We start from the raw sequence: 15,509 nt of genomic DNA, 5'->3' as shown, positions 1-15,509 counted from the left end.
ACAACGGCCCTATGAAACGGCGGCTGGCTTATTTGACGCCGTCGCGTTCCATGCGCTTGCGCTCGAGCTTGCGGGCGCGGCGGACGGCGGCGGCCTTTTCGCGGGCGCGCTTTTCGCTGGGCTTTTCGTAGTGGCGGCGCAGCTTCATCTCGCGATACACACCTTCGCGTTGCAGCTTCTTCTTGAGCGCGCGCAGGGCCTGATCGACATTGTTATCGCGAACGATGATTTGCATAAACGGCTCGAACCTCACTTAACAAAGCGCCCGAGCCCGCCAGCAAAAACGCGGGAGTGCGCATGAATTGAACGATTGAATGGGGCGCGAATCCGATGGCGGACCGCGCGCTCGTGCGGGTTCTTTAGCGGCAGGGGCGGCGATTGGCAAGACGTGAGCGGCTGGGCCCGGCGCCCGCTTCCTCCCACTAGGCAGAGGGCAAGCGCCAAGCTAAGGCGCTGCCGATCATGGCCGCCACCGCCCTCTCCCCCCTCGCCGCATCGCTCGCGGTCGCCTGCGGCGGCGCGCTGGGCGCGCTCGGGCGTTACCAGATCGGGCGACTGGTCGAGGGAATCGCAGGTTCCGGATCGGGCTTTCCCTGGCCCACGCTCACGGTCAACATCGCCGGCAGCCTCGCCATGGGCGTGCTGCTAGGCTGGCTCGCCCGCGCAAGCATCGCGCCCGTCACCGCCGACAGCCTGCGCCTGCTGCTGGGCATCGGTCTGCTCGGCGGGTTCACCACCTTCAGCGCCTTTAGCGCGGAGATGGTCACGCTGGTCCATCGCGGCTTCGCGCTTCAGGCGCTGGGCTATGGCGCGGCTTCGGTAATCGCCGGTATGGCGGCGTTTCTCGTCGGCCTGATCGCGGTTCAGAGCGCGTCATGAGCGAGCCGTCCCTCGATCGCGCCAAGCAGGTTCGCCAGTTCACCGTCGGCGAGGACGACGACGGCATCCGGCTCGACCGCTGGTTCAAGCGCAACCTGCCCGCGATCGGCTTTGCCACCATCTCGCGCTGGGCGCGCACCGGGCAGATCCGGGTGGATGGCGGACGGGTGAAGCCGGAGGATCGGCTGGAGGCGGGTCAGGTTCTGCGCGTGCCCCCGGGCGGCGAGGCGAAGCACAAGGCGCCTCGCCCGCGCCGTCCCCTGAGCGAGGACGAGATCACCATGGCGCGCGCGATGGTGATCCGCGAGACGCCGAGCGCGCTGGTGCTGAACAAGCCGCCGGGTCTTGCGACGCAGGGGGGGACCAAAACGAAGAACCATGTCGACGGGCTGCTCGATGCCTTCATGGACGGCGAGGACCAGCCGCGGCCGCGCCTCGTCCACCGGCTCGACAAGGACACGTCGGGCGTGCTGCTGATCGCGAAGACGCCGGGCAGCGCGGCGAGCTATTCCAAGCGTTTTTCCGGGCGCAGCGCGCGCAAGATCTATTGGGCGCTGGTGGTCGGCGTGCCCGAAGTGCGCGAGGGCACGATCGATGCCCCCCTCGCCAAACAGCCGGGCACCGGCGGCGAGAAGATGCATGTCGACGAGGAGGCCGGGCAAAGCGCAAAGACGCGTTACCGCGTGGTCGAGCGCGCCGGGACGAAGGCAGCATGGGTCGAACTGGAACCGCTCACGGGCCGCACGCACCAGCTGCGCGTTCATATGGCGGCGATCGGCCATCCGATCGTGGGCGATGGCAAATATGGCGGGCAGGATGCCTTCCTGACCGGCGCGATCAGCCGCAAGATGCACCTTCACGCCCGCCGCCTCATCATCGGGACTCCGGAAAGCAAGGGCAATGCCGGCGGGAAGCTAGACGTCACCGCCGATCTGCCCGCGCATTTCGCTGCCAGCATGAATGCGCTGGGATTCGACCCGGCGCTGTCCGACGCCGCACCGATCCGCGACGAAGCGCCCGAGCGCACGCCTGCGGAAAAGAAGCAGGCCGCCCGCCGCCACGCCAAGCAATATCGCAAGGACCGCCGCGGCGAACGCCGCTCGCGCACCGTTTCGAAAGCTGCGGCGAAGAAAAAGGCGAAGGGCAAGCCGACAGGGAAACGGCGGTGATCGTATCTCGGGGGCTTAGCAGGTGACTCGCCTCGCAATATTCGATTGCGACGGAACGCTGGTCGATGGCCAGGCCGATGTCCTGTGGGCGATGCGGCGGGCCTTCGAGAAGGCGCGGCTGACGCCCCCCGCCCCGGAGCGGGTCCGCCAGTTGGTCGGACTCAGCCTGCCGGTCGCCATCCGCGAGCTCGCGCCGGAAGCGGAGGACGGGCTGCAGCGCGATCTGGTCGAGCTCTACAAGGCGAGTTTCCGCGCACGGCGCGAGGAAGGGCTGCTCAGTGAACCGCTTTACGACGGTATCGCCGAGTTGCTCCATGCGCTGCACGGCGCGGGCTGGAGCCTTGCGGTCGCCACCGGCAAGTCGGATCGCGGGCTGACCGCCTGCCTTGCCGAACACGGGCTGACCGATCTGTTCGTCTCGCTCCAGACCGCCGACCGCCACCCTTCCAAACCCCATCCGGCGATGCTCGAAGCCGCCCTGTTCGAAGCCCGCGCGCAGGCGGGCGACGCGGTGATGATCGGCGATACGAGCTTCGACATGCAGATGGCGCGAGCCGCCCGTGTGCGCGCCGTCGGCGTCGCCTGGGGCTATCACGGCGCGGACGAATTGCTCGCCAGCGGTGCGGAGCTGGTCGCGCGCGATGTCGCGCATCTGCAAGAGGCGTTGGGCGCCCCATGAGCCGCTACACCGACGCCGAACGCGAACGTGCGCAGGCCCGTTTCGTCTGGTTGCAATTCACCCGGATCGCCTCGATCATCGCGGTGCTCGTCGGCGTCGCGATTGCGCAAGACGTCCTGCCCGCACCCTACTGGCTGGGCGTCGTACTGGCGGTGAGTGGGCTGCTCGCCTTCTTCTTCGGTCCGCCGCTGCTCGCCCGCCGCTTCAAGGCGCGCGACAACCATCTGCCCGATCACCTGGACCGCAAATGAAGCGATTCTACCAGAAGGTCGGCGTCGATCCGGCGCTCGGGGGTTGGCGCGTCCTTCTCGATGGCCGTTCGGTGAAGACCCCGGGCGGCGCACCGCAGATCGCGCCGAGCGAGGCACTCGCCCACACGCTCGCGGCGGAATGGGAGGCGCAGGGCGAGAAGATAGACCCGTCCGCAATGCCTCTTCGCGCTATGGCCGATTACGCGCTCGACGTGATAGCGCCAGACCCTGCGTCGCGCATCGCGGCGATCCTGCCCTATGGCGAGACCGACACGCTGCTCTACCGCGCCGACCCGGAAGAGCCGCTCTATGCGCGCCAGCAGGAGGAGTGGGAGCCGATCGTATGCCGATTCGAGGAGCGGCATGGGCTGATGCTGACGCGGGTCTCGGGCATTATCGCGCGTCCACAGGACCCCGACGCCATGGGCAGATTGCGCAGCGTGCTCGATGGGCATGGCCCCTTTACCCTCGCCGCGCTCGACATCGCGACCAGCCTCGCCGCTTCGCTGATTACGGGGCTGGAAGCGCTCGAAGAGGGGAGCGATCCGAGCGCATTATGGCAGGCGGCGAACCTCGAGGAGGATTGGCAGGCGGAGCAATGGGGCCGCGACGAGGAGGCCGAAGCCCGCCGCGACAGGCGCGAGGCGGATTTCGTCAGGGCTTGCGAGTTCGCGCGGTTGGCTGCCACCTGAGCCGCTCAGCCGGCGGCGATCACCCAGTCGGCGACATCCTGCGCGACCGAATTGGCGACCCGGTTCAGTGCCGGACCCACGGCAGCCGCTTCCGGCAGGACGCCATCCTCGCGCGCCTCGAAGCGGCGCGAGGCGACACTGCCATCGTCCATGGTGTGCAGCGCGTCGAACCGCACGATCACGGACGAGGTGGCCGCGTCATAGGTCATGTCGAGCAGGGTGCCGCGCAAGAAGCGCGTCGCCACCACCGGCGTATCGTCGGTGTCGAGCACCAGGATACCGGTATCGCCGCCCCCCGCGGTGCGGCTGCGCAGGGTTTCGCCGAGCAATTGACGGAACAGGCGCGCGGGCTTCTCGACCCAATGCGCGTCTTGCAGATAGGCGATCTGCGTATCGGTCACCGTGACGGGTATGCGGGTCACGTCGAGCCGGGCGGGGGTTTCGGGCGTCAGCACCGCGATCGGCCCCTCGCCTGCGCCGCTGGCCGCCATCGCGCTCGCGCCCTGGGCCACGCGATTGTCGGGCGTCAGGGTGAAAAGGTTTTCGGGCGGCTCGGGCCCGAAGCTGACGCAGCCGGCGAGGAGCAGGGCGAAACCGCTGGCAGCCGCGGCTTTGGCTGCGCTTACACGAGCGATCATACGGGTTCTTCCAAGTTGATATTTCACGCCTCGCACCCCTTCATCAAGGCTCGTAATCGGGCAGCGGACGGCTCGACAGCAGCGAGCTCGCGCCCTCGGTTTCCAGCCGCTCGGTAATCGCGCGCAGGGACCGGCTGGTGGTGCGCAGGTCTCGCAGCGTCGCCTCCGCCGCGGGCAGTGTCGTCTCGCGCAGCGCGCGCGCCGCGGGGCGTGCGTCTTCGAGCGTGGCGGAAAGCGACAGGGCCGCCTTGTTCGCCGAATTGAGCGTCCCGCGCAGTTCCTCGGCCAGCGCCGGGCCTTCCTCGTTCAACAGCTGGTCGGTCGTCAGGGTCGCCTGCTCGAACGCGTCGAGCGCCTCGCCCGCTTCGCGCAGGGTGGTCTCCAGCTCCGCGAGCGTGGATTCGAGCTGGGGCGAGGCCGCCGCCAGGTCGTTCGTGAGCCGGTTCGAGTTGCGAAGGATCCCCGCGATCTGCTCCTGATTCTCGGGGCCGAGAATGGTGTTGAGCTGTTCGGTCAGGGTCGCCAGCCGCTCCAGCAGCAGCGGCGCGTTGGCGACGATCTCGCCAAAGCCGCCCCGTCCGGGCGGGATCACCGGGCGTCCCTCGGGACAGGCGGTGGTCTCGCAGGTGATCGGCGGCGCATCCCTGCGCGCCCCGTCGAGCATGATGGTGGAAACGCCGGTGAAGCTCGCCTGGATCGTCGCCATCGTGCCGACCAGGATCGGCACCTCGTCGCGCACGCGCACGCGCACCCGCACGAATTCGGGATCCTCGGTCGACAGCGAGATCTGGCTGACCTGGCCCACGGGCACGCCGGCATAGGAAACCTGGCTGCCATTGGCGAGGCCGGACACCGACTGCTTGTAGAAGATGTCGTATTCGTTAACCGCGCCCTGATTGAGGCGGGCGATCCAGATGACGAATGCGGCGAGCGCGACCAGCAACAGCAGCGTGACGGCCCCCACCCACAAATGATTTGCCCTCGTTTCCATCGCGTTTCCCTATGGGCGATATCGCCCGTGCCTGTCCATGGCTAAGCCCGTGCCTGTGCCCGTGTTTCCCGAGAACAAGCGCCGCCCGAATTCCTAGCCCTCGCTCGGAGAAGCCGCGCCCGCCATCTCGATATTGGCGCGCTCCTTCGATGCGAGCGCGGCGCGCCCGCGCGGGCCGTTGAAATATTCGTCGATCCAGGGATGGCCGGTTTCCATCAATTCGGGGATGGTGCCGACCGCGATGACCTGCTTGTCCGCCAGCACCGCGACCCGGTCGCAAATCTCGTAAAGCGTGTCGAGATCGTGGGTGATGAGGAACACTGTAAGGCCCAGCGTCTCCTTGAGGTCGCGCGTCTGGCGATCAAAGGCGGCCGCGCCGATCGGATCGAGCCCGGCGGTCGGCTCGTCGAGGAAGAGCAGTTCGGGATCGAGCGCCAGCGCGCGGGCGAGCCCGGCGCGCTTCTTCATTCCGCCGGAAAGCTCGCTCGGATATTTGTGCACCGCTTCTTCGGGAAGGCCGGAGAGAAGCACCTTGTAGCGGGCGATCTCGCGTCGCAGGTCGGGTCCGATCTCGGGATAGAATTCGCGCAGCGGCACCTCGACATTCTCGCCCACCGTCAGCGTTGAGAACAGCGCGCCCCCTTGGAACAGCACGCCCCAGCGGCGGCGCACGCCGATCTTCTGATCGAGATCGGAATCGGTGATGCTCCTGCCCAGAACGTGGATCGTGCCTTGCGTTGGCCGCTGGAGGCCGATGATCGAGCGCATCAGCACCGATTTGCCCGTTCCCGACCCGCCGACGACGCCGATGATCTCGCCGCGCCGAACCTCCAGATCGAGATTGTCGTGCACGCGGAAATCGCCGAACTGGTTGACCAGCCCCTCGACCACGATCGGCGGCTCGTCGGAAAAGCGCTTGAACGCGCTCGACGGGTGCTGAACCGGCTTCTTCCTGCGTCGCGCCATCGCCTCAGCCCCAGCCTATCTCGGTGAAGAACACCGCGAAGAACGCATCGATAACGATCACCGCAAAGATGGCCGAGACCACCGCCATGGTGGTGCGGATGCCGACCGCCTCGGAATCCCCCTTGACCTGCATCCCGTGATAGCAGCCCGCCAGCGCGACGATCAGCCCGAAGACCGGTGCCTTTATAAGCCCGACCCAGACATCGTAGAGCGGCACCACTTCCTGAATGCGTTCGAGGAAGGTGAAGAACGGAATGCCGAGCGACAATTGGCCAATGACGGCGCCGCCGATGATCCCGACGATCGAGGAGAAGAAGCCGAGCACGATCATCATGAAGGTGCAGGCGATGATGCGCGGGATCACCAGCTGTTCGATCGGAGAGATGCCGATGGTGCGCATCGCGTCGACCTCTTCGGTGAGGCGCATGGTGCCGATCTGCGCGGCAAAGGCTCTGCCCGAACGCCCGGCGACCATGATCGCGGTCATGAGCACGCCGAGCTCGCGCAGGGTAATACGGCCCACCAGGTTGACGGTCAGCGTCTCGGCCCCGAACTGCGCCAGCTGGACCGCACCCTGCTGCGCGATGACAATGCCGATGAGGAAGCTCATCAGCCCGATGATCGGCAGCGCGGACACGCCGACGAGCTCCATCTGGCGCACCACCGCGCGGCCTGGAAAGCGCGAGGGGTGGCGCACGAGATTGGCGAACCCCGTGAGGATCTGTCCGAAGAAGCCGACCACGCCAAGCACGCCGCTGCGCGCACTGAAGACCTTTGACCCGATCGAGCGCGGCACGCGTTTCCAGGCCGGCTGCCGCGGGGCGGGCTCGACATCGGTCTCGCCGACCGAGCGGACGGCGGTCAGCAGCCGCTCGGCCGCGTCGCTCGCCCCGACGATCCGGGCATCGTGCCGCTCGGCGAGGCGATAGGTCACCCAGGCGCCGATCGTGTCCATTTCGGGCACGCCGGCAATATCGACGGAGGAAACCGGATCGGTGATCGCGTCCAGCCGCTCCTCGAGCGGGCCGACCGTCGCCACCAGAAGCGGCCCGGTGAGCGCGACGCGCACGCCGTCATTCCCGCCGGATTCGGCCTCTGCGCCGTCCTCTTCCAGCGTAAAAGATGCCACCCCATCCATATCGGCTGCGAGATATGCGAGTAAATGCGTCGCGCGACAAGCGCCGTTGTGCCCCCCTCCCCCGCGAAGGCGAGGTCGATACCGAAATCGCCCCATCGCGCGCCTTGAGTGACGGCATGTGTTGCACTGCACCTATGGGCTTGGCATGGCCATCTGCGAAATGACACACACACTCGACACGACCTTCGACCCCGCCGAGATCGAGAAGCGGTGGTACGAACATTGGGAAAGCACCGGCGCCTTCCGGCCCGAGCGGCCCGACGCCGAACCCTTCACCATCGTCAACCCACCGCCAAATGTGACCGGCTCGCTGCATATCGGCCACGCGCTCGACAACACGCTGCAGGATATCGTCATCCGCTACGAGCGCCTGCGCGGCAAGGACGCGCTTTGGGTGGTGGGTACCGACCATGCAGGCATCGCGACGCAGATGGTGGTCGAGCGGCAGCTTGAGGAACGTCAGGACAAGCGCACGAATTATTCGCGCGAAGAATTCGTCGAAAAGGTGTGGGAATGGAAGCGCGAAAGCGGCGGCCAGATCACCCACCAACTGCGACGCCTCGGCTGTTCGATGGACTGGAGCCGCGAGCAGTTCACGATGGACCCGCATTTCACCAAGGCCGTCGTCAAGACCTTCGTCGACCTGTACAATGACGGCCTGATCTACCGCGACAAGCGGCTCGTGAACTGGGACCCGAAGCTGAAAACCGCGATCAGCGATCTGGAGGTCGAGCAGCAGACGATTGCCGGCCATTTCTGGCACTTCAAATATCCGCTCGCCGATGGTGTGACGCTTGATGATGGCCGCGATTATATCGAGGTCGCGACCACCCGCCCCGAAACGATGCTCGCCGACATGGCGGTCGCGGTTCATCCTTCCGACGAGCGCTACAAAAGCGTCGTCGGCAAGCATGTCGTCCTGCCGATCACGGGCCGCCGCGTGCCGATCGTCGCCGACGAACATGCCGACCCCGAACTCGGCTCGGGCGCGGTGAAGATCACGCCGGGGCACGATTTCAACGACTTCGAGGTCGGCAAGCGCGCCGGGATCGAGCCGGCCGACATGCTCAACATGCTGACAATCGATGCCGATGTCTGCCAGACGGCGGACGGGCTCGTGCCCGACGAATTCATCGGCCTCCACCGCTTCCGCCCCGAAAAGATTGCCGGCGAAGAACCGGGCGCGCGCGAACTGGTCGTCCAGCGGCTCAAGGAGCAGGGCTACCTCATCCCGCACATCGCCAAGACCAAAAAGGGCGAGGAAGTCGAAATGGACGCCGAACCGCGTGCAATCGCCACGCCCTTCGGCGACCGCGGCGGAGTGGTGATCGAGCCCTGGCTGACCGACCAGTGGTATGTCGATGCGGAGAAACTGGCGCAAAAGCCGATCGCGGACGTGCGAGACGGAACGATCGAGATCGTGCCGAAAAGCTGGGAGAAGACCTTCTTCAACTGGATGGAAAACATCCAGCCGTGGTGCGTCTCGCGCCAGCTGTGGTGGGGGCACCGGATCCCGGCTTGGTTCGACGAAGAGGGTAATGTGTTCGTCGCGCCGACTGAGGAAGAAGCGCGGGCTCAGGCGGGTGATGGTGTCGCACTGACGCAGGACCCAGACGTTCTGGATACGTGGTTCTCTAGTGCGCTCTGGCCCTTCGCGACGCTCGGGTGGCCGGAAGGTGAAACGAATACCGCCCACCCCGCTCGCCCTGAGCCTGTCGAAGGGCCGTCCTTAACTTCTTCCAACGGCGCTGAAACGGAAAGCGGTGCTTCGACAAGCTCAGCACGAGCGGGTTTGGAGGATGGCGCACAACCGGTTTCCTTGCTCGAAAAACACTTCCCTAACTCGCTCCTCATCTCCGGTTTCGACATCCTCTTCTTCTGGGATGCGCGGATGATGATGATGGGGCAGTACAATATGGGCGAGGCGCCGTGGCCGCGGCTCTATCTCCACGGTCTCGTGCGCGCTGCGGACGGCGCGAAGATGTCCAAGTCCAAGGGCAATGTCGTCGATCCGCTCGGCCTCATCGACCAGTACGGCGCCGACGCGCTACGGTTCTTCATGGCGGCGATGGAAAGCCAGGGCCGCGACATCAAGATGGATGAGAAGCGGGTCGAAGGATACCGCAACTTTGCGACCAAGCTCTGGAATGCGACGCGTTTCTGCCAGACCAACGGCATCGGCGCATCGACCACGATTCTGGCTCCGCAGGCGCGGCTCGCCGCGAACCAGTGGATCATCGGCGAGGTTCAGGCCGCGTGCGAAGAGATCGAGACGGCGATGGCCGACCTTCGCTTCGATGCCGCGGCGAATGCGATCTATCAGTTCACCTGGTCGAAATTCTGCGACTGGTATCTGGAGCTTATCAAGCCGGTCTTTGCCAATGCCCCCGCCCCTTCAGGGGAGGGGGTTGGGGGAGGGGCCGACGCGCCGCGCCCCCCCTCCCCGACCCTCCCCCCCCAAGGAGAGAGGGAGTTTTCTCCGCTTCAGGAGACCCGCGAAGTAGCCGGATGGGCGCTCGACCAGATACTCGTGATGCTGCACCCCTTCATGCCCTTCATCACCGAAGAGCTTTGGCACGCGCAGGCCGAGTTTGAAGGCGGTGAGCGCCCCTACGACCTGATCCTCGCCAAATGGCCCGATCCCCGCGCCGAAGTCTCGAAAGACGCCACCGACGCGATCGACTGGGTGATCGACCTCACCACCAATGTGCGCAGCGCGAAGAACGAGCTCGGCATTGCTCCAGGGGCGAAACTTGCAGCCTATGTCCCTTCGCCTTCGGACCTGGCGAAGAGCACCATCGAGCGCAGCAGCGCCGCAATCGAGCGACTGCCGCGGCTTACGCCAGTGACCGTCGGCGAAGCACCCGACGGCCCGGCGATGCAGGTAACTGCGCTCTCGGACGTCTTCATCATCCCGCTCGAAGGCATCATTGATATCGACGCCGAGAAAGCGCGGCTCGAAAAGGCGCTCGCCGCCTCGCAAAAGGAGGCGAAGTCGCTCGAAGGCCGCCTGTCGAATGCGAATTTCGTCGAACGCGCCAAGCCCGAAGCGGTCGAGAAAGCGCGCGAGGATCATGGGCATCATGCTGCCGAGGTTGAGCGGCTGGAGGCGGCGCTGGCGCGGCTGGGTTGAACTAAGAAATCCGTTCGCCCTGAGCCTGCCTGCGCCCGCGCAGGCGGGTGTCGGACTCGAAGAGGGCGCGTAGCGCCAACGGCACGCTCGAGCGAAGCCGAGAGCTTTAGAAGCGTTCTCGACAAGCTCAGCACGAACGGTCTTTCAGACACCAAGTTTTCCTACCAAAGCGGGATATGGCACAAGGCACGAATGGTCCGTTCCGCCCCATCCCGTCGCCTCACTCCGAACGCCTTTTTCCCAGGCCGTAGTGTGACAGCTGCGCCCCAGGAGAGTGACACTTGCGATGCGCGTAGAGTGACGCTTGCGCGGCGCAGGGTGACGCTTTTCCCAGCCACGGTGACACTATCGCGCCCAAAGTCACACTTTGGGCGGCGTAGGATTACACTTTCGCGCTTTTCCCGCTGGAGTGTGTTCCACCTGTTCCATCCTGTAGGATATGCGAGGCGCGCATGGCCGATCTAGTGCTCGCCACCGACGACCACGGGGATCCAGAGATCTTCGCCTCGCTGCAGGGCGAAGGCCCCAGTGCCGGCCAGCCCGTGGCCTTCATTCGCCTGTCGCGCTGCAACCTTGCCTGCGTGTGGTGCGACACGGCCTACACATGGCACTTCGAGGGCGACGAGCGTCCGCATCGCGGCGGCGTCACGTACGAGCGTGGAGCCAATCAGGTGAAAGTGTCCCCCGCCAAGGCCGCCGCGAAGATCGCCGCGCTGAGGCAAAGGCGGCTGGTCATCACCGGGGGCGAACCGCTGCTGCAATGCGGGGCGCTCGCCGACATGCTGGCGATCCTGCCCGACATCGAGGTCGAGGTGGAGACAAACGGCACGACCAAGGCGAGCGCGCATGTCGACATTCGCGTGGACCAGTACAACGTCAGCCCCAAGCTCGCGCATTCCGGTAACCTGCGCGAGCTGGCGCTGATCGAGGAACGGCTCGATGCCTATGCCACCGACCCGCGCGCCTTCTTCAAGTTCGTGATCGCCCAGCCTGAAGACGTCGACGAGGTCCTCGCCCTCCAACGCCGCTACATGTTCAAGCGCGGCCACGTCTTCCTGATGCCCGAAGGCACGGACAGCGCGACGCTGCGCGAGCGCGAGGAATGGCTGGCGCCGCTATGCCTCGAACACGGCTTTCGCATGAGCGACCGCCTGCACATCCACCTCTACGGCGATGAGAGAGCAACATGAGAAAGGGGGAGAGTCCCCGCGAAGGCGGGGACCTCTTTCGGCTTGGCGCCAGGTTGCGGAAAGGTCCCCGCCTTCGCGGGAACTCGCGTCAACCTCAACCCTGCGAGCGCCACCGCTGCACGACGCGCTCGACCAGTTCGTCCTCGCCGCCGCTGGTCTTCCACAGCTCGCTGAAGCTGGGGTCTTCGGAGGCCGGCCGCTTGTGCTCCTCGAGCGTGTCGAAGTTGACGCGGATCGGGATCGCGACGCCCTCGCCGCAGATGATGCATTCGCGGTTGCGCAGCGCGGGGATCGAATCGAGGAAGCCGCGCGACCCTTCGGGCATGGCCGAGCGCACGAAAGCCTGGTCGCGGTCGTTGTTGAGACGCATCGAGATGATCGTACCGCACTGCGACAGCACGCCTTCGGCAAGGTCCGAGGGGCGCTGCGTGATGAGGCCGAGAGAGATGCCGTACTTACGACCCTCCTTGGCGATCCGGCTGAGGATGCGTCCGACCGAGGACCCATCGGAGTTCTTCTCGTTGGGCACGTAGCGGTGCGCCTCCTCGCAAACGAGCAGGATCGGCCGAGTCTTCTCCTCGCGGCCCCAGATCGCGAAGTCGAAAACGAGGCGCGAGAGGACGGCGACGACGGTGGAGGTGATGTCCGAAGGCACGCCCGAGACGTCGATGATCGAGATCGGCTTGCCCTCGCCCGGCATGCGGAAGACCTTGGAGATGAAGTCGGTCATCGTATCGCCGACGAGCATGCCGGAGAACATGAACTGGTAACGCGGGTCGGACTTGATCTCTTCGAGCTTGCCCTTGATCCGCATATAGGGCGCCGACGAAGTCGCCTTGTCGAGCTTGCCCATCTCGTCCTGCAGCTTGGTCGAGAGATCGGAGAGGAGATAGGGGATCGGCGAATCCACCGTGATCTTGCCCATGTTCTCGGCCAGCCGGTTCTTCGAGCGGGCATGCAGCAAACACTTGGCAAGAATGTCCATATCGACCTGGCGCTCGTTGCCGTCGCTGGTCAGAAGCACTTCGCAATGCTCCTCGAAGTTCATCAGCCAATAGGGCATCTGGAGGTTCGAGACGTCGAGGATGCGACCGGTCTGGCGGAACGCCGCGGAATACTCGCCGTGCGGGTCGATCATGACGACATGACCCTCGGGCGCGGACTGGCAGATGCGGTGAAGGATTAGCGCGGCGCTGGTCGACTTACCGGTCCCGGTCGAACCCAGAAGCGCGAAGTGCTTGCCGAGCATCGCGTCGATATAGAGCCCGGCGCGAATGTCGCGTGTCGGGAACACGGTCCCGATGGTGATGTTGGCGCGGCCGTCGCTCGCATAGATCTGCTCGAGGTCGGGAGTGGTCGCGGGATAGATCATCGCACCCGGTACGGGATAGCGGGTAACCCCGCGCTTGAAGCCGTGGATGCGTCCGGTGAGCTTTTCCTCCGAACCTTCGCCGAGAAAGTCGATATGCGCGATGATGCCGTCCTGCGCGCGCCGATCCTTGCGCTGGTCGCGGACATTGGCGAGCAGCCAGGCATTGCCGACGCGGATCTTGATCTGGCTGCCGACCTGCCCGGCCAGCATGATCGAAGGGTCCTCGTCCTCCATGCATTCGGAAAGACGCTGCATGTCGAGGGCGATCTGCGAGCCGGCGCCCGAGATTTCGAGCACGATGCCGATTGGCAGGCTGGCATTGTCCTTCTCGCCGCCTCGTTCCCCGCCGTTGTCGGAAGCCGGCGGCGTCCGGCCTTCCGCCGACGTCTCGGGCGCCGGCGTAGGTACGCGCGGCGCCTCTTGCTGGGACCGGGCGCCGGGCTGGCCGGCGGGGAAATTGTGGTTGCTCATATCGCTCATGCGCGTGTCTCGAAACCCCGTGATAAAGGTCGATACGGCGTATACGCGCCGCCCGATCCCAAGCCAGGGCGACTTTGCGGAGGCAAGGTTAAGATCGCGTCAAGAACGCGCTTATCTGTGAATGCGACAGTCGGCGGGGTGCCGGCCGTGTCAGATCTTCGAGAAGACCTGCCCGGCGAACCACCCCATGCCAAGCGACAGCATTATCGCGCCAAGCCCGTAAAACAGCGCCCAACGCTGCGACGCGTAGACGACGCTGCCCTCGAGCCCGACCTTGATCACCTCGATATCGGCGGTGGCGCTCGCCAGCACACGGCCATCGGCGATCGCGAAGGTCTCGGCGGTATATTCGCCGGTGGTGACGTTGGAGGGCAGCGCGATCCGCGCCTGGTAGAGCACGCCTTCGCTGATCCGCACCCCCTGCGGGTTCTGCTGGTAGAGCCCGGCGCGCTGGCGCAATTCGACGAGCCCGCGGGCGAAGCGGGCCTGTTCCTCGGGTTCGATCTGGCCGGTGGGAGAGAGCTGGATGAACTCGGTGCCGAGCTCGTAGATGGCGGCGGTGCGTGCATCGACGATCTCGCTGATGGGGCGCGAGGAGGCGACCGCGAAGAAGGAAGGGGCGGAGCGGAAATCGCTGGACCGCGCATTCATCCACACCCCCGCAATCCGCTCCTTTTCGCGCAGCCTGATGGGCTGCGAGGGGCCTTTAAGCACGACCGCAATGTCGTAGGGTGGCAGCGCGTCCCGGTCTGCGGCGGCAAGGGCGGCGGCGCCCCGCCCCGGCTCGATCACCGCACCATAAAGGAGAAGGTTCGCGCCGGTGAAGCCCTGCCGTACTTCGACCCGCGACTGGCTGACCTCCGGGACCAGGATCGGCTCGCGCTGGCCCATCAGGAACGGCGCGGCGACGCACAACGCCAGCGCGGCGACGGAGAATCTGCGGCACCGGGTCATAGCGGACTGGCCGTGTAGATCTCGTCGGGTTGCACGCCGAGGCCGTAAAGCATGCGCAGCGCCACTGCGATGACGATCGCCGCGAGCACCAGTCGGAGGACCTCGGGCCGTGCCTTGAGGGCGATCTGCGTGCCCCACTGCGCCCCCATGACCGAGCCGAGCAGCAACAGCCCGGCCAGGATGATGTCGACCGCCTTGGTGGTGAGCGCGTGGGTCATGGTGGTAACCATGGTGACGAACAGGATCTGAAACAAAGATGTACCGACCACGACATTGCCGCTCATGCCGAGGATATAGAGCATGGCTGGCACGAGGATGAATCCTCCGCCGATGCCCATCAGCATGGTCAGAATGCCGACCACCACGCCCAGCACCAGCGGCGCTATGGGCGATATATAGAGCCCGGATGCGTAGAAGCGCGTGCGAAACGGCAGCGCGGCGACGAGCGGATGGTGGCGGCGCTTGCGCGGGCGGGCATCGCGATGTTCGGGTGCGGGGAACAGCGCATCGAGCGCCTCGCGCAGCATCAGCGAACCGATCGTCCCCAGCATGACGACATAGAGGATGTTGATGACGACGTCGATCTGTCCCCAGACCTGCAACAGGCGAAACAGCAGCGCCCCGATCAGCGCGCCGACTACGCCGCCTGCGACCATGACGCCGCCCATCCGGTAGTCGACGCCCTTGCGCCGGCCATGCGCGATCACACCCGAAACGCTGGCGCCGGTTACCTGCGTCGCGGCGGAGGCGGCGGCAACGGTGGGCGGGATGCCGTAGAAAATCAGCAGCGGCGTTGTCAGGAACCCGCCGCCGACCCCGAACAGGCCCGACAGGATGCCGGTCAGCCCGCCGAGCAACACGATGAACAGCCCGTCGACCGAGAGATTCGCGATGGGCAGGTAGACGTCCATGCCATCGCGACTACCGCAGCATGAAGGGCGTTGGAAGGCGCGACATCGCGCCTTCCGAAACTCGGC

At 65.7% G+C, this 15,509-nt stretch carries 15 protein-coding genes; 7 read left to right on the top strand and 8 right to left on the bottom strand.

The features are described from left to right. Window positions 1–28: 28 nt before the first annotated feature. Entirely contained in the window at window positions 29–235 is a 207-nt protein-coding gene (rpsU, locus tag V2I30_RS03745; RefSeq protein WP_066772550.1) for a 30S ribosomal protein S21, read from the bottom strand. Window positions 236–462: 227 nt separating this feature from the next. Here rpsU and crcB point away from each other — a divergent pair, with 227 nt between their 5' ends. Genes crcB through V2I30_RS03720 form a run of 5 tightly spaced genes read left to right on the top strand, consistent with a single transcriptional unit; the run spans window position 463 to window position 3,670 of the window. Then, window positions 463–879: a fluoride efflux transporter CrcB gene (crcB, locus tag V2I30_RS03740; RefSeq protein WP_330660730.1), complete on the top strand. Its 417-nt coding sequence runs from the start codon at window positions 463–465 to the stop codon at window positions 877–879. After that, window positions 876–2,048 (top strand): RluA family pseudouridine synthase, encoded by a 1,173-nt coding sequence (locus tag V2I30_RS03735; RefSeq protein WP_330660729.1) that lies wholly within the window; start codon window positions 876–878, stop codon window positions 2,046–2,048. Before crcB ends, V2I30_RS03735 begins: the two co-directional genes overlap by 4 nt. A gap of 22 nt (window positions 2,049–2,070) precedes the next feature. Continuing rightward, the gene (locus tag V2I30_RS03730) at window positions 2,071–2,727 is read left to right on the top strand and encodes an HAD-IA family hydrolase (protein WP_330660728.1); all 657 of its coding nucleotides are present in this window, start codon (window positions 2,071–2,073) and stop codon (window positions 2,725–2,727) included. After that, on the top strand, window positions 2,724–2,978 hold the full coding sequence (locus tag V2I30_RS03725) for a hypothetical protein (RefSeq protein ID WP_330660727.1): 255 nt from the start codon (window positions 2,724–2,726) through the stop codon (window positions 2,976–2,978). The genes V2I30_RS03730 and V2I30_RS03725 overlap by 4 nt, the downstream gene beginning before the upstream one ends. Next, a complete protein-coding gene (locus V2I30_RS03720) occupies window positions 2,975–3,670 on the top strand; it encodes an ATP12 family chaperone protein (protein ID WP_330660726.1) in 696 nt (231 codons plus the stop codon). Before V2I30_RS03725 ends, V2I30_RS03720 begins: the two co-directional genes overlap by 4 nt. Before the next feature lie 5 nt (window positions 3,671–3,675). On the opposite strand, the gene V2I30_RS03715 is transcribed toward V2I30_RS03720, so the two are convergent. The 4 genes from V2I30_RS03715 to V2I30_RS03700 all read right to left on the bottom strand — a co-directional run bounded on the left by V2I30_RS03715 (window position 3,676) and on the right by V2I30_RS03700 (window position 7,403). Next, complete coding sequence (locus V2I30_RS03715; protein WP_330660725.1) at window positions 3,676–4,308, bottom strand: ABC-type transport auxiliary lipoprotein family protein; 633 nt, start codon at window positions 4,306–4,308, stop codon at window positions 3,676–3,678. Window positions 4,309–4,351: 43 nt separating this feature from the next. Then, complete coding sequence (locus V2I30_RS03710; RefSeq protein ID WP_330660724.1) at window positions 4,352–5,299, bottom strand: MlaD family protein; 948 nt, start codon at window positions 5,297–5,299, stop codon at window positions 4,352–4,354. A 93-nt stretch (window positions 5,300–5,392) separates the two neighbouring features. Next, complete coding sequence (locus V2I30_RS03705) at window positions 5,393–6,265, bottom strand: ABC transporter ATP-binding protein (protein ID WP_330660723.1); 873 nt, start codon at window positions 6,263–6,265, stop codon at window positions 5,393–5,395. Window positions 6,266–6,269: 4 nt separating this feature from the next. Next, on the bottom strand, window positions 6,270–7,403 hold the full coding sequence (locus V2I30_RS03700; protein WP_330660722.1) for an MlaE family ABC transporter permease: 1,134 nt from the start codon (window positions 7,401–7,403) through the stop codon (window positions 6,270–6,272). A 145-nt stretch (window positions 7,404–7,548) separates the two neighbouring features. Between V2I30_RS03700 and V2I30_RS03695 the strand changes: the two genes are divergently transcribed. Beyond that, window positions 7,549–10,536, top strand: a complete 2,988-nt coding sequence (locus V2I30_RS03695; protein ID WP_330660721.1) for a valine--tRNA ligase — start codon at window positions 7,549–7,551, stop codon at window positions 10,534–10,536. Between the two features lie 452 nt (window positions 10,537–10,988). After that, on the top strand, window positions 10,989–11,726 hold the full coding sequence (locus tag V2I30_RS03690; RefSeq protein ID WP_330660720.1) for a 7-carboxy-7-deazaguanine synthase QueE: 738 nt from the start codon (window positions 10,989–10,991) through the stop codon (window positions 11,724–11,726). Between the two features lie 94 nt (window positions 11,727–11,820). Here the strand turns inward: V2I30_RS03690 and V2I30_RS03685 are convergent, their stop codons facing one another. The 3 genes from V2I30_RS03685 to V2I30_RS03675 form a co-directional block, all read right to left on the bottom strand. Next, entirely contained in the window at window positions 11,821–13,578 is a 1,758-nt protein-coding gene (locus tag V2I30_RS03685; protein WP_330660719.1) for an ATP-binding protein, read from the bottom strand. 150 nt (window positions 13,579–13,728) lie between these two features. Further along, window positions 13,729–14,532 (bottom strand): TIGR02186 family protein, encoded by an 804-nt coding sequence (locus V2I30_RS03680; RefSeq protein WP_330660718.1) that lies wholly within the window; start codon window positions 14,530–14,532, stop codon window positions 13,729–13,731. After that, window positions 14,529–15,443 carry a sulfite exporter TauE/SafE family protein gene (locus V2I30_RS03675; protein WP_330660717.1) on the bottom strand — a complete coding sequence of 305 codons (915 nt, stop codon included), beginning with the start codon at window positions 15,441–15,443 and terminating at the stop codon, window positions 14,529–14,531. The genes V2I30_RS03680 and V2I30_RS03675 overlap by 4 nt, the downstream gene beginning before the upstream one ends. Window positions 15,444–15,509: the final 66 nt, after the last annotated feature.

Source organism: Erythrobacter sp., from assembly GCF_036351135.1.
Taxonomy (GTDB): domain Bacteria; phylum Pseudomonadota; class Alphaproteobacteria; order Sphingomonadales; family Sphingomonadaceae; genus Erythrobacter.
Note: the sequence above shows the minus strand (reverse complement) of the source record. Positions and strands in the feature narration are given on the sequence as shown.

Bases quoted from the DNA above. Each gene is read 5' to 3' on its own strand.
- rpsU (WP_066772550.1), bottom strand. From the start codon at position 235: ATGCAAATCATCGTTCGCGATAACAATGTCGATCAGGCCCTGCGCGCG.
- V2I30_RS03710 (WP_330660724.1), bottom strand. From the start codon at position 5,299: ATGGAAACGAGGGCAAATCATTTGTGGGTGGGGGCCGTCACGCTGCTG.
- V2I30_RS03705 (WP_330660723.1), bottom strand. From the start codon at position 6,265: ATGGCGCGACGCAGGAAGAAGCCGGTTCAGCACCCGTCGAGCGCGTTC.
- V2I30_RS03725 (WP_330660727.1), top strand. From the start codon at position 2,724: ATGAGCCGCTACACCGACGCCGAACGCGAACGTGCGCAGGCCCGTTTC.
- V2I30_RS03695 (WP_330660721.1), top strand. From the start codon at position 7,549: ATGGCCATCTGCGAAATGACACACACACTCGACACGACCTTCGACCCC.
- V2I30_RS03715 (WP_330660725.1), bottom strand. From the start codon at position 4,308: ATGATCGCTCGTGTAAGCGCAGCCAAAGCCGCGGCTGCCAGCGGTTTC.
- V2I30_RS03735 (WP_330660729.1), top strand. From the start codon at position 876: ATGAGCGAGCCGTCCCTCGATCGCGCCAAGCAGGTTCGCCAGTTCACC.
- V2I30_RS03680 (WP_330660718.1), bottom strand. From the start codon at position 14,532: ATGACCCGGTGCCGCAGATTCTCCGTCGCCGCGCTGGCGTTGTGCGTC.
- V2I30_RS03675 (WP_330660717.1), bottom strand. From the start codon at position 15,443: ATGGACGTCTACCTGCCCATCGCGAATCTCTCGGTCGACGGGCTGTTC.
- V2I30_RS03700 (WP_330660722.1), bottom strand. From the start codon at position 7,403: ATGGATGGGGTGGCATCTTTTACGCTGGAAGAGGACGGCGCAGAGGCC.
- V2I30_RS03690 (WP_330660720.1), top strand. From the start codon at position 10,989: ATGGCCGATCTAGTGCTCGCCACCGACGACCACGGGGATCCAGAGATC.
- V2I30_RS03720 (WP_330660726.1), top strand. From the start codon at position 2,975: ATGAAGCGATTCTACCAGAAGGTCGGCGTCGATCCGGCGCTCGGGGGT.
- V2I30_RS03685 (WP_330660719.1), bottom strand. From the start codon at position 13,578: ATGAGCGATATGAGCAACCACAATTTCCCCGCCGGCCAGCCCGGCGCC.
- crcB (WP_330660730.1), top strand. From the start codon at position 463: ATGGCCGCCACCGCCCTCTCCCCCCTCGCCGCATCGCTCGCGGTCGCC.